Source organism: Vibrio sp. YIC-376, assembly GCF_052353105.1.
Classification (GTDB): Bacteria; Pseudomonadota; Gammaproteobacteria; order Enterobacterales; family Vibrionaceae; genus Vibrio.
In genome coordinates, this window is record NZ_JBBWFK010000023.1 from 15,895 (window position 1) to 31,200 (window position 15,306).

The window sequence follows — 15,306 nt, forward strand, 5'->3', positions numbered from 1 at the left end:
GTATAAGAGCAGTTAGGTATGACACAATTTTTTGCAGCCGCAGGGATGAAAAACCCGCACCTTCAGACCCTTCTCCCACGCTTTATTCGTAAAAAAGCGCTGTTTACTCCTGTCTGGCAGACGCTGGATACCGAGGATGGTGACTTTCTCGATCTTGCCTGGAGTGAAGATCCAAACAAAGAACCCGCTCAACACAAACCAATCTTCATCCTGTTTCACGGCTTAGAAGGCTGCTTCTACAGTCCTTATGCCAATGGATTAATGAATGCCTTTGCTCAATCGGGCTGGATCTCTGTGATGATGCACTTTCGTGGCTGCAGTGGTAAACCAAACAAAAAGGCCCGTGCGTACCATTCCGGTGAGGTAACGGATGCGCGTTATTTCCTGGAGCATCTTGAGCAACGTTTTCCGCATAGTCCCAAAATCGCGGTTGGCATTTCCCTTGGTGGCAATATGCTGGCGAACTATCTGGCGCAATACAGAGATAACCCCATCCTGAAAGCGGCAGCCATAGTGTCCGCGCCACTCGATTTGGCCGCCTGTGCTAACCGAATTGAACAAGGTTTTTCCAAAGTATATCGACGTTATTTACTCTCATCACTCAAACGTAACGCCTTACAAAAGCACACACTACTCCATGGTGAACTGGCGCTCTCTTACAACTCCATCAAACGCGTAACGCGCTTACAAGAGTTTGACGATTTGATCACCGCGCCACTGCACGGTTTTAAAGATGCTCATGATTATTACACCCAGTGTTCTGGCTTGAGTAAGTTGCAGAAAATCAAGCTGCCAACCCTGATTATTCATGCCAAGGACGATCCATTTATGACCGATGAAGTCATTCCAAAATTCGTCCTGCCAGATAACATCGACTATCGCTTGTATGAACATGGCGGTCATGTCGGTTTTATCTCTGGCTCCGCGTTAAAGCCGAAGTTCTGGCTGGAAGAAGCACTGCCCTCCTACTACCAGTGCATCGCTGCCGGTCACCTTTCTGCTGTTTCAAAACGTAAGACACAGTAAACTGGGGACCCATCATAAAATTTCGAGGTATTTATGATCATTCCTTGGCAAGACATTGCGCCGGATACGCTGGAAAATCTGATTCGTGAATTCGTTCTTCGTGAAGGGACGGATTACGGCACGGTAGAAGTCTCCCTGCAAGATAAGATCGATCAGGTAAAGTCACAACTAGAAAAAGGTGAAGCAGTCATTGTGTATTCTGAGCTGCATGAAACTGTAGATATTCAAAGAAAAGCAAAGTATTAGACTCTTCACATTTTACCGTACCCCAGTCGATGACAAGGCGTTGTTACGTGCTATAGTGGGTTATCAATTGTGCAGTAGACACCTGCTGCACCTTAAAGGAAAAACTTTCGACAAGGTTTGTCATGTCAGCTAAACACCCAATTATTGCGGTTACCGGTTCATCTGGTGCCGGAACAACTACTACATCTGAAGCCTTCCGTAAGATGTTCAACATGATGAACGTCAAACCGGCATGGGTTGAAGGTGACAGCTTCCATCGCTTTACTCGCCCGGAAATGGATATCGAAATTCGAAAAGCACGCGAACAAGGCAGACACATCAGCTACTTTGGTCCACAAGCCAATGACTTTCCTGGCCTGGAAAAGTTTTTCCATCAGTACGGCGAAAACGGTACTGGTAGCATACGCCGTTATCTGCACACATTCGATGAAGCCGTACCATACAATCAGATGCCAGGGACTTTCACTCCTTGGCAAAATTTGCCAGAGAACAGCGATGTACTTTTCTATGAAGGGTTACATGGTGGCGTTGTAGATGGCGACGTGAACGTAGCTCAGCACGTCGATTTTCTGATTGGCATGGTACCGATTGTAAACCTGGAGTGGATCCAAAAGTTCGTGCGCGATACACGTGACCGTGGCCACTCACGAGAGGCCGTCATGGACTCCATCGTTCGCTCGATGGATGACTACCTGAACTTCATCACTCCACAGTTTTCACGTACTCATATTAACTTTCAGCGTGTACCGACGGTGGACACTTCAAACCCGCTCAACGCGAAAGGTATTCCGAGTTTAGATGAGAGTTTTGTGGTGATCCGACTTCGTGGTATCAAGAATGTCGATTTCCCATACCTTCTGGCCATGATTGATGGTTCGTTTATGTCACGCCACAACACCATCGTTGTACCTGGCGGAAAGATGAGCTTTGCGATGGAGCTGATCGTACGGCCTATCCTACAACAACTCATAGAAACAGGAAAAATTGGCTAAAAATCTCGCTTTCGTAGTGTTTACTTTTCATACCGTGATCATGTGCACAGTTTTGCGTACAAAATAGCAACCATGGCACGATTAAAATCAAGAAATAATCCTAGAAAAAGGATACTATTTCTTACCGAAACACAAGATAGCTTGCAGCATATAAAAAGTGCTCTTATTCTAGTAAACCTGATTCAGGCTTAGCTAAAATATGGATAGCGCAAGCGTACCCTGCAGAGGAAGTGAGATATTATGGTTCTAGGTAAACCTCAAACCGACCCAACATTAGAGTGGTTTCTTTCACACTGTCATATTCATAAGTACCCATCAAAGAGCACGCTAATTCACGCGGGCGAAAAAGCGGAAACCTTGTACTACATCGTTAAAGGTTCTGTTGCGGTTCTTATCAAAGACGAAGAAGGTAAGGAAATGATCCTTTCTTACCTAAACCAAGGTGACTTTATTGGTGAACTTGGTCTATTCGAGGAAGACCAAGAGCGTACAGCTTGGGTTCGAGCTAAATCTCCTTGTGAAGTGGCTGAGATTTCTTTCAAGAAATTCCGTCAGCTTATCCAGGTAAACCCAGACATCCTAATGCGTCTTTCTGCGCAGATGGCTCGTCGCCTTCAAGTAACTAGCCAAAAAGTGGGTGACCTAGCGTTCCTAGACGTAACTGGTCGTATCGCTCAGACGCTTCTGAACCTGGCAAAACAACCAGATGCGATGACTCACCCAGATGGCATGCAAATCAAGATCACTCGTCAAGAAATCGGTCAAATCGTTGGCTGTTCTCGTGAGACAGTAGGTCGTATCTTGAAGATGCTAGAAGAGCAGAACCTAATCTCTGCGCACGGTAAAACTATCGTAGTTTACGGTACTCGTTAATCTCTGATAAGAGTAACGTAAGTCAAATAAATCAAAGCCACCAATGGCAACATTGGTGGCTTTTTCTTTACAGATAAAAGTGAGTCAGTCTAGAGCCCCATTCCCAACGGCCTTAAGCAGCCATCGGGAATCGAGTTAACGTATTGAATTAACTATTCGTGCTCTCAAAGATTTTATCTGCAGAAGCAGCAACGAATCCTGGATAAAGTTCACCATTTGCCATTGGGTAACGTTTAGCAAATTCGTAGAAGCCACCTGGAATGATCTCAGAGCCTTCAGTAAAGTGAACAGGCACTTTATCAGCCATGGTGGAAGATTGCTCCAGCAAAACTTCTGGCGAGCCCTTAACTTCACCACCAGACTCGTTAATCACAAATCCAGCTTGACGTAAGTGATCATTCACTTCTTGCACTTCATTGTGCTGGTTCAACTGATTCACGCTAACCGTAAAGTGGTTTGCACCGTAACCATGTGCAGCAAGCCAGGACGCGTATTCGCTCTCTTTAGCCAGAGTCTGATAATCTGCAAAACTTAGGTCCCATAAACGGCCACCATGCAAAAATGCGCTGCCTGTCAGTTTCTCTGCATCTACTTGTGCCACCAGCTTCGCAACAATCGCTTGTAGCTCTGGAGAACACTCTTCTACTTTGAGCTCACTAATAAAGACTTTTGGCTGTTTTGGATCTGGGTGCTCGTAGTGCTTAGCAACGAGTTTCTTGCTTTCAAAGACATAATCACCACACGCTTCATAGCCAATCGCTAAAAATGGCTTAGCCAGCGTTTCAATGCCAAGAGGCTCAACATTAAATGTGCGTAAAGCAATATGGTCGTTAATTAAAGGTTCATCTTCCTGAAGAAGCTGATGAACTTTAGCAGCAGAAGGGCATAGACGTTGAATGTAGTCTTGCCATAGTGATTCAAATAACACATCGGGCGTCATAACGGCTCCTTGTTACGAGATGTAGGGATAAGATAAGAATGTTGGCGGCTCGTTCACAGCCTTAAAAGCTGTCCAGAATAATGAACGAGCAGCCACCAACCTGTGACGGAATATCAGTCAGTCTAAACACGCTTGTCTAAGTTTTTAATCACTTCACTAGTCAGCCAACGCACATTAATACTCCATACATCAGCAGTGCGCTGGCAAACTGAGCCACAGTACATTGCCGAGGCTCATATACTTCAAATTAAAGCGTTAAACCCGGGCTCAACGTTGCAGGTAGTTCAGTCGCGCTACCTTCCATAGATGCCATTGGGTAAGCACAGTAATCCGCTGCGTAATATGCGCTTGGACGAAGGTTACCTGATGCACCAGGACCACCAAATGGCGCGTCGCCACTTGCACCAGTCAATTGACGGTTACGGTTTACAATACCGGCACGAATGTGGTCTACAAAGTATTCCCACTCTTGGTCATTCGTTGAAACGAGACCAGCGGACAGGCCAAAGCGCGTGTCGTTCGCCAGTTCCACTGCCTTTTCCAGACCTTCGTAACGCACCAGCTGCAATAGCGGGCCGAAATACTCTTCATCAGGTAGCTCAGCAATATTAGTGACATCGATAATGCCCGGAGATACAAATGCCGCTTCCCCTGCTTTGGCTAAAACTAGACTCTCGCCGCCTAAAGACTGAAGATTTGATTGAGCATCCAGAATGAACTTCGCCGCTGCCACAGAAATTTGCGGCCCCATAAACGGCGCTGGCTCAGCGAACGGTTGATCAACACGAATGTTCTTCGTCGCTTCAACTAACTTAGTGATTAGCGCATCGCCTTTCTCTCCCAATGGCACGTACAGGCGTCGTGCACAGGTACAACGTTGGCCTGCACTGATGAATGCAGATTGAATGATGGTGTAGACCGTTGCGTCTAAATCGCCGTAGTTCTCAGAGATAACCATTGGGTTGTTGCCACCCATTTCCAGCGCCAGCATCTTGCCAGGTTGACCCGCGAATTGGCGATGTAGAATATGACCGGTGTTTGCACTACCAGTAAACAGTACGCCATCGATACCTTTCGCATCAGCCAGAGCAATGCCTGTCTCTTTGGCACCTTGAACCAGGTTAATCACGCCTTTAGGCAAACCCGCTTCTTCCCACAGCTTCATCGCCACCTCACCAGTCCAAGGTGTTTGTTCTGATGGCTTAAATACCACGGTGTTACCCGCCAAAATTGCAGGAACGATGTGACCATTTGGAAGGTGACCAGGGAAGTTATAAGGGCCGAATACTGCCATTACGCCTAGTGGACGATGGCGCAGGACTATCTGGTTGCCTGCAGCTTCACGTGTCGCTTCACCCGTGCGTTCATGATAAGCACGAATCGAAATTGCGATTTTACCAGCCATTGCAGCGGCTTCTGTGCGAGTTTCCCAAATAGGCTTACCCGTTTCTTTAGCGATCACTTCAGCAATCTTTTCGCTGTTTTCTTTTACTTTTTCTGCAAACGCAAGCACGATCGCTTCACGTTCTGCGAATGGACGATTTTTCCACTCCACAAAAGCAGCTCGAGCAGCGGCTACCGCTTGGTTAACCTGTTCAGCAGTTGCACCTTTACCTTGCCAAATCACTTCTTGGTTGTACGGAGACAGAGATGTGAACTCTTCACCCTGACCTTGTACCCACTCACCTGCAATCCAATGTGTCATTGTTACTATCCTTAAATTCTGTCTTCTATTACTGCGGTAGAAGGCGAACGAAGTCCCCTTCCTCTACCAATAGTGCGTCCGCAAGTTCTGGCGCAAGTACGACGCTCTTGCTCTCTGCGTCATACGCCGCTTTTGCCGCTGCGGCACGGAAGTTTTCGAATGATGAGTTACACATCAAGAAATCTTGTGTACTGTTGTGCGATGCGATTTTTACTCGAGCGCGGAATGAATGACGCACAGATTCAATATTACGTACGTCACACTCAACCGTTGGACCCGCATCGAAAATGTCTACGTAACCACGGTTGGTAAAGCCTTCACGCTCCAGCAGCTTCAATGCAGGACGAGTTTTGTCATGTACCTGACCGATTACTGCTTGTGCTTCTGGACTGAGCAGGTTGATGTAGATTGGCAGCTTCGGCATTAAGTCAGCGATGAAGCCTTTCTTACCGATACCAGTCAGATAATCCGCCAACGTGAAATCAATCGAGAAGAAGTGCTCTTGCAGCCATTGCCAGAATGGAGAATTACCGTTGGCATCAGAAACACCGCGCATCTCGGCAAAAATGGTCTGAGAGAAGCGCTCTGGATGTTCAGCCATCATTAAGAAACGACACTTTGACATCAGACGACCATTCAGGCCCAGGCGGAATTTCTCACGCAAGAAAAGAGTACAGATTTCACTGTTACCCGTGTAGTTGTTGCCAAAGGTCAGCAGCTTAACGACATTGTTTACGCCTAATTTTGGCGATGAGTGAACCACTTTGCTGATGTGGTAAGAATAGAAAGGCACATCCCAACCGATAGATGCTTCGATTCCGGTAGTACCTGCAACTTCACCCGTTTCAGAGTCAAAACCCACCATCAGGTAGCCTTCGTCACCAGGTTTAGTTACGTCAGGCTTACCAAAGCTGTACTCCGAGTGTTTGATTCGATTGGTTAACAGTTCTTCGTTAACCGGTAGAGATGTAAATCCGTGGCCAGACTCAACCGCACAAGTGTGCAGAGCGTCATAATCTGACATCGCGATAGGGCGAACTACTAGCATCAATGCTCCCTCCAGATGCAAGAAAATCCTAACTATATTGATTATATTTTAGGAAAATTCCCCCGTCAGAGATCCTTGACGGGGGTTAATACGTTGGCGTTTTATTTGTTGTACCGCTTACACTAAAGTCGCGATAGCTTTATCCAGTTTCGCCAAACCTTCTTCAATTTCTTCTTTTGTAATAACCAGTGATGGCGTGAAACGGACAACGTTAGCACCTGCAATCAGTACTAACAGGCCTTCTTTACCAGCAGCGACTAATACATCACGTGCGCGACCTTGCCATGCTTCGTTTAGCGCAGCACCTAGCAGTAGGCCTTTACCACGAACTTCTGCGAAGATGTTGTATTTCGCGTTAATCTTTTCCAGACCTTCACGGAACATCGCTTCACGCTCTAAAACACCAGCCAGAACTTCAGGTTTAGTAACTTCGTTTACTACTGCTTCTGCCACCGCACAAGCCAGTGGGTTACCACCGTAAGTAGAACCGTGCGTACCAACTTTAAAGTGTTCAGCAAGCTTCGCTGTAGTTAGCATTGCGCCGATAGGGAAACCACCACCAAGTGATTTAGCTGTGCTTAGGATATCTGGCGTGATACCAAGACCTTGGTATGCGTAGAAGTGACCTGTACGGCCGTTACCCGTTTGTACTTCATCAAAAATAAGTAGTGCGTTGTACTTATCACAAAGTTCACGTACTGCTTGAGCAAACTCTGGTGTTGGAGGCACGATACCGCCTTCACCTTGCAATGGTTCCATCATCACGGCACATGTGCGGTCTGAGATGTGCGCTTGCAGTGCTTCGATATCATTGTATGGAAGATGCGTTACATCGCCTGGCTTAGGACCAAAACCATCTGAGTAAGCCTCTTGGCCGCCAACGGTTACGGTAAAGAACGTACGACCGTGGAAACCTTGTTTAAATGCGATAATTTCTGATTTCTCAGGACCGTATACGTCTGCTGCATAACGACGAGCCAGTTTTAATGCGGCTTCGTTTGCTTCTGCACCTGAGTTCGAGAAGAAAACACGCTCTGCAAAGCTTAATTCTGTCAGCGTCTTCGCCAGACGAAGTGCTGGCTCGTTAGTCATCACGTTACTAAGATGCCAAAGTTTGTTGCCCTGTTCAGTCAACGCTTCCACCATCGCAGGGTGACAATGACCAAGACAGCTCACTGCAATACCACCAGCAAAGTCGATGTATTCTTTACCTTCCTGATCCCAAATACGTGAACCTTTACCTTTCACAGGGATCATTTCCATCGGGTTATAACAAGGTACCATTACCTCATCGAATAAACCGCGCTCTACTTTAATTTCCTTTGTCATCGCACTTTCCTTCTTAATACCGCATGCCTAGCAGATAAGCGAACTTAATCGGTTCTATTTACCAGCAAATAAAGTTTTGCATTTAAGCTATTGCGGCATTGTATTTACATTCAATTAACCATTTCAATAGTGATTTATTCTTTTTACATTGAACAAAAACTGCCAATAATCACTACCTGTGATTATTTATGCACGAAGAAACAAAAATAGAGAAGATTTTTTTTATCAATCCCTGCTAATACAAGGGACAAAAGGAAAAAACTGGCGTGAATAGACAGATTCAGAGTAGTGAAACGCATAGTTTTGCAGTTCACTAACCCCGACGGAAAGATGAATTATTTGTTAAGAAAAGTGATCACGATCAGATCGTTTTACGCGCAAGAAAGTTTGCCAGCAGCTCATGGCCCTGTTCTGTTTTGATCGATTCTGGATGAAACTGCACCGCGTCAATAGGCAGAGTTTTATGTTGATAGCCCATAATCTCATCCATACTGCCATCCGGTAGCTCTGTCCAGGCAGTCAATTCAAACACATCTGGCAACGTACCATTCTTCACCACAAGAGAGTGGTAGCGGGTTACGGTGAGGGGGTTATTGAGATTTCTAAACACACTGCGACCATTGTGGCGGATTGGCGATGTTTTACCATGCATCACCTGTCGCGCCCGTACGACTGTCCCACCAAACGCCTGTGCTATGGCTTGATGACCCAAACAAACACCGAGGATTGGCAACTTACCCGCGAAATGTTGAATCGCTTGTAATGAGATACCCGCTTCGTTTGGCGTACAAGGTCCGGGAGAGATCACTAAGTGCGTAGGATTAAGTGCTTCAATACCTTGAATATCAATTTCATCATTGCGCACTACCTTTACTTCTGCGCCAAGCTCGCAAAAATACTGATAAAGGTTGTAAGTAAAAGAGTCGTAATTATCAATGATCAACAACATAAGGTGTCGGTTGCTCCCAATCCGTTTGGCAATACTGTCTCAACCACACATTTGTGATAATTGAGGGCGGTATTTTGCAACACCAAGCAAGAAAGGCAAGCTTTTGCGCAATAAAAAAGGCCAGCATCGGCTGGCCTTTGGTCTCCACAGTAACCTGAGTGACTGAGTTGCAGGAAATAAAACCGATCAATGTTGGTGACGTTAGGAGCCTAATCCAAACATCGCGAAGAGTGCTCCTAAGCCAGATGAACCAGCATTGGCCCCTTTTGAAGGTTTATTGCCAGAAGCAGTACGTTCAAGGGTTACTTGACGTGGAGAACTGAACTTCACCGAACTCCCTGTAGCGTCAGTTAATCGCTCTTCTAACTGATACATACCAGGCGCTGGATTCTTATCAAACTCCAGCGTTACGCTGCGCGCCTCAATGTCATTTTGAGTTAATGTTACGCTCGCGCTGTAAGCTCGCGCTTTCGGGCTCGCTGCTGCTGGGCGCTTTGAAGAAGTGAAGCTTACCGCAGCAACATCTCCCGCTACTGCATTTGGCGGTAATCGCATACCCACCGTTAATTTCCCGCCAGCTTTTGGTAATTTCATCTCGGAATCAGGAAGCTCAATCGCAATGATCACTGGATCATGGTCAGACGCAGAAAAGGCATCTTTGTACTTCGGCATATCGCCCGTGTACTTGCTGCTGTATTCGAACAAGTTACTTTCCAGTGAGTTGATGTGCCAATCTTCAATCGCCACCACCTTTTGTGCCAGACTACTGCTCGCTAAAGCGTGGTCTAAGTTGCCTAATTCACCAGAGTAAGTGTACGAAAACGTATCGCTGCCATGCAGCAGTGTGTTGAGGTTATGCAAACCATAACCTCGCGCAATTTGCGTCTTCTCTATCTGCAGATCTCCACCATCAATTGTCGTATACGCCGCTGTGTAGATATCACGTCCGTATTTCTCTTTTGAGTAATCCGTCAGAGTCAGAAGAGGATCTTCCTTGCCATAAGCATTCAGGTCGCCGATTACAAGTACATCACCATCAACGTCTTTAAGTGTCTCACCCACAACCTGCGCAGCAGAAACTCGGAAGTTATTACAGTTACCTTGCAAGTCTTCAGGCTCCGAACCTTCCACTCCTGCAATCCATTCTTCAATACATTCCGAACCTTTCGATTTGAAATGATTCACTACCACCGAAAGATCTTCGCCGGTTTCTTTAACCGTAAAGGTTTGCAGTAAGCTGTGACGTTGGTATTGGTCATACGCCGGGTTGCCTTCTGCACCGTCATTGCGGGTGATGGTATGCTCTTCAACATGTTGCTCTGGAGTAACGATGACTTTCGCGGCTTCTTTCGGAGCAACGGATTTAGCACGGTATAAGAGCGCAACCATAATCGCATCGCTACCGAAGTACTCATCTTGATATTTATCCTGATCAGCGATTTCCACGTAGGTGTAGTGATCGTCTACATCCGCAATGTCGGCATTCAGTGCGTCTACTAAGTTCTGTATCGCACTACCCTCACCAAAACCGTTGTTTTCTATTTCCATCAATCCAATAATATCGGCATCCATTGTGTTCATGGCAGCTACGATTTTGGCTTGCTGAATTAAGAACTCGTCGTAGTTTGTTGCCCCACGGTTTTGACCCGTTGGATTATCATTGCCGCTGTCAGCAACCGAAGTGAAATAGTTCAGGACATTAAAACTTGCGACACGTAAATCTGAGTCGGCAATCGCTGGGGCTGCTTTACGTGTGACATCAAAGTCATCACCAGAAGTGACAAAGTTGCGGCTATCAACCTCGTTCGTCGCGATCAATCGATACTCGTTGTAGCTGTAGTTCACGACACCTTGTAACCCTTCAACAAGAGAGCCCAAACGAATATGCTGCTCGGATGAACCGTCCTGATCAATATCCTCACCAAAGGTCGGGTAGTAAGGGAGCTGACCATCAGGCGCTTTGCTGTCTGACTCTAAGTACACACGATTGTTCGTATTGTCTTTTGCCAGGGCAACGGCTGCATCACTTTCTGCAGCATAAAGTTGAGTCGGCTTAAATAGCGGCGCTTGATAGGACAACATCATGTTGTTGCGTCTTGCATCATAGTCATAGGAGAAGTTGCGGGTAACGAAAAGTTCACTAGCGGATTGAAGCACCACTTGCATCCCTTCATGACGTTCAAGAGCATCACGCAGCGTCTCCCCGTCTTTAATATTTAATACAGTAACAAGAGGGATGTCTGATGTACCCGTTTTGACGTAATTCGTCGCATCGGAAGATAACTGGGTATTACTGTAGTACTCCTGAACCTTACCTTTAACACAAACAACATCTCCAGGTTTCAGCTCACTATCCTCAGTGTCAGTATAAATAAACAGACCTTCTGAGGTCTTGTCATTGCCATCATTCTCAAGCGCTTGAAGATAAAAACCTTTCGTTAATCCAGTAGTTACCGCACTGACGACACCAGTAACAAAATGATCTTCGGTGGTGATGTAAGGGTAGCCATTAATGAATGGAGAAGAGGCACCTTCACCCTGGATCTCTTGGATGGATGTGAAAACAGGGGTATTTCCATCGACTTCACAGGCAAATGGGACTGGAGGTTCCGCAGCGTTTAGCTCTCCAAGGCCTTCTATATTGTCTTTAGCCAGAGCAGTCCACTGGGCCGATTGGTAAGTAGCAGAAGGGATTAGGGCGTCGCTGTTGCGCACTAGAGTGGTATCTTGGCCGAATGACACATCGCCCATTACACCTACGATATCATGTACTTCACCATCTTTGAGTAGAGCTAAGGGGTCATCGCCATTAAAGTTGGCCACGTTTTTATCAGTAATATCAGCAACGGCTTTTATTGCGTCACTCGCATCACCATGAGCAAGAACAAATACCTGATTCGCTTGCAACGTTACCTGGCTTAAATCGATTTTACTTCCCCAAGTACCGCCGCCATTTGACGATTTCGCCAGTTCAAAACCGGTTAACGTCACTGCAGTATCACCTGTATTAGCGATTTCTACCGCTTTATTGTAGGAGCCGCCTTCGACGTACTGAGAAATAATAATTTCCGCATTTGCATGCGCGCTAAGCGTACTGGCGATGGTTAGTGCAAGGAGTGAGGGTTTGATTAACGTGTCCATTGTCATACCTGATCGTTATTGAAATGCAAACTAAGCCCTAATAAGAGCCAACCTTTGCGTTTACTATCAGGTTTGTTTATGAAACAAATAAGAAAGGCCAGCAAAACTCGTGAGACATATCACATATGAAATTAAGAAAGTATGCCACAGCAGCCTATTAAAACAGTTTTAGTAATAAATACAGGTCAATAGGTAACTTACAGCTCAGAATTAGACTAATTACTCAACATTATATTTACGAGTATGTTAAGGAGAGCAACAAGGTGATGGGTTATTTAAAACGGTGCCTTTTGATATCGATGAAATAAAAAAAGCCCCATCAATAAGATGGAGCTTTTCAAAATAAGGAGTGTTAGTTACTGCTATGGGCGAGTAACAAAACCTACCACTTCGTAAGCTTTCTTCAGCGTTTCTGCTGCGCGAGCCGACGCTTTTTCTGCGCCTTGCTTCATCACTTCGTTCATGTAAGTACGGTCTGCACGGATACGGTGATACTCTTCTTGAATTGGCTCAAGCATAGCAACAACAGCTTCACCGACATCTTTCTTAAATGGGCCGTACATTTCGACACCTTTGTACTTCGCTTCGATTTCTTCAAAGCTCATGCCTGTCGCTGCCGAGTAAAGGCCCATTAGGTTCGCGATGCCCGCTTTGTTATCAAAATCATAACGGATACTCGGTGGCGTTTCCGTATCAGTTTGCGCTTTGTTGATCTTCTTAATGATCGATTTTGGGTCTTCAAGTAGCGTGATAACGTTCTTACGGTTGTCATCAGACTTCGACATCTTCTTAGTCGCATCCTGAAGGCTCATTACGCGCGCGTTGACCGTTGGGATGTATGGTTCAGGAACCGTGAAGATTGGGCTCTCAGGAGAGTAAATATTGTTGAATCGCGTAGCGATATCACGAGCCAGCTCAAGGTGTTGCTTCTGGTCGCTACCTACTGGCACCTGATGTGCGCCGTAAAGCAGGATATCTGCAGCCATCAGCACTGGGTAATCAAATAGACCAACGTTTACGTCGTTCGCGTAGCGTGCTGATTTGTCTTTGAACTGAGTCATACGGCTCAGTTCACCCATTTGCGTGTAACAGTTAAGAAGCCAACCAAGCTGAGCATGCTCTGGTACGTGTGACTGAACAAATAGCGTGCTCTTCTTCGGGTCAACACCCACTGCCAGACAAATCGCCAGTGCATCCAGAGTCGCTTCATGCAGCGCTTTTGGATCCTGACGAACCGTAATCGCATGAAGGTCTACCACACAGTATTGGCAATCATAATCGTCTTGCATCTGGTGCCATTGACGTAGAGCACCCAAGTAGTTACCGATACTTAGTTCACCTGACGGTTGAACACCACTCAATACAATGGGTTTGCTCATTAGAATGATTCCTTTGACTTCTTAATCTAATTAAATGAAAAACCGTGCAGTTTTTGATGCACGGTTAGCTCAGTGTACTCATTAACAAGTATTTTGGAAGATTTTTTGTCACCGTTATGCAGAAACGGCGACTATCTCCAATAATTCCGCCAGCTGATCAGCAACGAAGTCCGGGTTAGATGCCGAAATAGGCTCGCCGTGGTTGTAACCGTATGTTAAGCCGAAGGAAGCGCAGCCAGCGTTCTTCGCCGCAAGGATATCGTTTTTCGAATCACCGACCATAAGCATTTCGCCCGGTTGCACCTGATGTTTTTCCATTAACCAGTTTAGTGCTACTGGGTTAGGTTTTTTCTCTGGGAACGCATCGCCACCCAGTACATCCACAAAGTAATGTGCAATGCCGTGTTGTTCCAAGATATGCGGTACAAACTTAGACGGTTTATTCGTTACCACTGCAAGGGTAAAACCCGCTTGGTGTAACTCTGCTAGCGTCTCTTTTACTGTCGGGTAAAGATGACTCAGCTTATGACCACTTTGTTCGTAAAAATCATCAAACAGCTCTCGAGCCTCGGCACGCAGCTCATCACTCAATTCAGGATTGATGGTCAGACTTTGACTTAGCGAGCGGCCAATGAGCACATCTGCGCCATTCCCCACATAGTCACGAACTTGTTCTACAGAAACCGAAGGATAACCTAATGCCTGAACGGCTTGGTCAGCAGCAATGGCCAAATCTGGTACGCTATCAAGCAAAGTGCCGTCCAGGTCAAAGGCGATGAATTTTATAGATTGTTGAGTCATAACTTCCCTACACATTAAAAATAACAAAGGATGGTTGCCCATCCTGAGTGTCGGTCATTATTGCTGACCTTTTTATTAAGTAATTGGTTATAAGGCTATTTTGAAGCCAATCGCTGACGAACCGCTTCAAATAAGCAGATGCCTGACGCTACCGATACATTCAGACTTGATACGCTACCTGCCATTGGGATTTTAATCAAGTCATCACACGTCTCTCGAGTCAAGCGACGCATCCCGTCTCCTTCGGCACCCATGACGATAGCAAGAGGGCCTGTCAGTTTCGCTTGGTAAATATCGTGCGTCGCTTCACCTGCGGTACCAACAAACCAGATGCCTTGCTCTTGCAACGTGCGCATGGTGCGCGCAAGGTTGGTCACACGAATTAATGGCACCACTTCGGCTGCGCCACATGCAACCTTACTTACTGTTGCGTTCATGGCTGCTGAACGATCCTTTGGCACGATAATCGCGGCCACGCCTGCAGCATCCGCATTACGCAGACATGCGCCAAGGTTATGTGGATCGGTTACGCCATCAAGCACTAATAACAATGGGGACTCATGCTGTGCCAGAATCGCATCAATGTCATTTTCATTCAGCTGTTTTGCTGGTTTCACGCGGGCGATGATGCCTTGGTGATTTGCACCATGCGCTTTGTCATCCAGAGTTTTGCGTGTCATTTGCTGAATAGAGACGCCACATACTTGTAAGTCATTCAAGATAGGCATCAGGCGATCATCCTGGCGTCCTTTTAGTACGTACGCTTCGATAAAACGCTCTGGCTCACGTTCCAATACCGCTTTAACGGCATGGATACCGTAAATAAATTCGTTACTCATTATCTAACCTGTTGTTCTGGTTATACCAATCAAGAGAA

13 protein-coding genes are annotated in these 15,306 nt (G+C 46.1%); 4 read left to right on the forward strand and 9 right to left on the reverse strand.

The annotated features are described in order from the left end of the window. Window positions 1-18: 18 nt before the first annotated feature. The 4 genes from WJM94_RS23085 to crp all read left to right on the forward strand — a co-directional run bounded on the left by WJM94_RS23085 (window position 19) and on the right by crp (window position 3,137). On the forward strand, window positions 19-1,026 hold the full coding sequence (locus WJM94_RS23085) for a hydrolase (protein WP_444496509.1): 1,008 nt from the start codon (window positions 19-21) through the stop codon (window positions 1,024-1,026). Window positions 1,027-1,059: 33 nt separating this feature from the next. After that, a complete protein-coding gene (locus tag WJM94_RS23090) occupies window positions 1,060-1,272 on the forward strand; it encodes a YheU family protein (protein ID WP_444496510.1) in 213 nt (70 codons plus the stop codon). 122 nt (window positions 1,273-1,394) lie between these two features. Beyond that, window positions 1,395-2,264, forward strand: coding sequence for a phosphoribulokinase (locus WJM94_RS23095; RefSeq protein ID WP_444496511.1), 870 nt, complete (start codon window positions 1,395-1,397; stop codon window positions 2,262-2,264). A gap of 240 nt (window positions 2,265-2,504) precedes the next feature. Further along, the gene (crp, locus tag WJM94_RS23100) at window positions 2,505-3,137 is read left to right on the forward strand and encodes a cAMP-activated global transcriptional regulator CRP (RefSeq protein ID WP_005381432.1); all 633 of its coding nucleotides are present in this window, start codon (window positions 2,505-2,507) and stop codon (window positions 3,135-3,137) included. 148 nt (window positions 3,138-3,285) lie between these two features. On the opposite strand, the gene WJM94_RS23105 is transcribed toward crp, so the two are convergent. The 9 genes from WJM94_RS23105 to rlmB form a co-directional block, all read right to left on the reverse strand. Further along, window positions 3,286-4,077 (reverse strand): DUF1338 domain-containing protein, encoded by a 792-nt coding sequence (locus tag WJM94_RS23105; RefSeq protein WP_444496512.1) that lies wholly within the window; start codon window positions 4,075-4,077, stop codon window positions 3,286-3,288. Window positions 4,078-4,324: 247 nt separating this feature from the next. Next, window positions 4,325-5,782, reverse strand: coding sequence for a succinylglutamate-semialdehyde dehydrogenase (astD, locus tag WJM94_RS23110; protein WP_444496513.1), 1,458 nt, complete (start codon window positions 5,780-5,782; stop codon window positions 4,325-4,327). A 28-nt stretch (window positions 5,783-5,810) separates the two neighbouring features. Next, complete coding sequence (gene astA, locus WJM94_RS23115) at window positions 5,811-6,830, reverse strand: arginine N-succinyltransferase (RefSeq protein ID WP_444496514.1); 1,020 nt, start codon at window positions 6,828-6,830, stop codon at window positions 5,811-5,813. A gap of 117 nt (window positions 6,831-6,947) precedes the next feature. Next, window positions 6,948-8,159, reverse strand: coding sequence for an aspartate aminotransferase family protein (locus WJM94_RS23120; RefSeq protein WP_444496515.1), 1,212 nt, complete (start codon window positions 8,157-8,159; stop codon window positions 6,948-6,950). A gap of 361 nt (window positions 8,160-8,520) precedes the next feature. After that, on the reverse strand, window positions 8,521-9,108 hold the full coding sequence (locus WJM94_RS23125) for an aminodeoxychorismate/anthranilate synthase component II (RefSeq protein ID WP_444496516.1): 588 nt from the start codon (window positions 9,106-9,108) through the stop codon (window positions 8,521-8,523). A 201-nt stretch (window positions 9,109-9,309) separates the two neighbouring features. Next, window positions 9,310-12,249, reverse strand: coding sequence for an ExeM/NucH family extracellular endonuclease (locus WJM94_RS23130; RefSeq protein ID WP_444496517.1), 2,940 nt, complete (start codon window positions 12,247-12,249; stop codon window positions 9,310-9,312). Window positions 12,250-12,611: 362 nt separating this feature from the next. Beyond that, window positions 12,612-13,628 carry a tryptophan--tRNA ligase gene (trpS, locus tag WJM94_RS23135; protein WP_444496518.1) on the reverse strand — a complete coding sequence of 339 codons (1,017 nt, stop codon included), beginning with the start codon at window positions 13,626-13,628 and terminating at the stop codon, window positions 12,612-12,614. Window positions 13,629-13,742: 114 nt separating this feature from the next. Then, complete coding sequence (locus WJM94_RS23140) at window positions 13,743-14,429, reverse strand: phosphoglycolate phosphatase (protein ID WP_444496519.1); 687 nt, start codon at window positions 14,427-14,429, stop codon at window positions 13,743-13,745. 95 nt (window positions 14,430-14,524) lie between these two features. Beyond that, entirely contained in the window at window positions 14,525-15,268 is a 744-nt protein-coding gene (gene rlmB, locus WJM94_RS23145) for a 23S rRNA (guanosine(2251)-2'-O)-methyltransferase RlmB (RefSeq protein ID WP_444496520.1), read from the reverse strand. Window positions 15,269-15,306: the final 38 nt, after the last annotated feature.

Bases quoted from the DNA above. Each gene is read 5' to 3' on its own strand.
- WJM94_RS23085 (WP_444496509.1), top strand. From the start codon at position 19: ATGACACAATTTTTTGCAGCCGCAGGGATGAAAAACCCGCACCTTCAG.
- WJM94_RS23090 (WP_444496510.1), top strand. From the start codon at position 1,060: ATGATCATTCCTTGGCAAGACATTGCGCCGGATACGCTGGAAAATCTG.
- WJM94_RS23095 (WP_444496511.1), top strand. From the start codon at position 1,395: ATGTCAGCTAAACACCCAATTATTGCGGTTACCGGTTCATCTGGTGCC.
- crp (WP_005381432.1), top strand. From the start codon at position 2,505: ATGGTTCTAGGTAAACCTCAAACCGACCCAACATTAGAGTGGTTTCTT.
- WJM94_RS23105 (WP_444496512.1), bottom strand. From the start codon at position 4,077: ATGACGCCCGATGTGTTATTTGAATCACTATGGCAAGACTACATTCAA.
- astD (WP_444496513.1), bottom strand. From the start codon at position 5,782: ATGACACATTGGATTGCAGGTGAGTGGGTACAAGGTCAGGGTGAAGAG.
- astA (WP_444496514.1), bottom strand. From the start codon at position 6,830: ATGCTAGTAGTTCGCCCTATCGCGATGTCAGATTATGACGCTCTGCAC.
- WJM94_RS23120 (WP_444496515.1), bottom strand. From the start codon at position 8,159: ATGACAAAGGAAATTAAAGTAGAGCGCGGTTTATTCGATGAGGTAATG.
- WJM94_RS23125 (WP_444496516.1), bottom strand. From the start codon at position 9,108: ATGTTGTTGATCATTGATAATTACGACTCTTTTACTTACAACCTTTAT.
- WJM94_RS23130 (WP_444496517.1), bottom strand. From the start codon at position 12,249: ATGGACACGTTAATCAAACCCTCACTCCTTGCACTAACCATCGCCAGT.
- trpS (WP_444496518.1), bottom strand. From the start codon at position 13,628: ATGAGCAAACCCATTGTATTGAGTGGTGTTCAACCGTCAGGTGAACTA.
- WJM94_RS23140 (WP_444496519.1), bottom strand. From the start codon at position 14,429: ATGACTCAACAATCTATAAAATTCATCGCCTTTGACCTGGACGGCACT.
- rlmB (WP_444496520.1), bottom strand. From the start codon at position 15,268: ATGAGTAACGAATTTATTTACGGTATCCATGCCGTTAAAGCGGTATTG.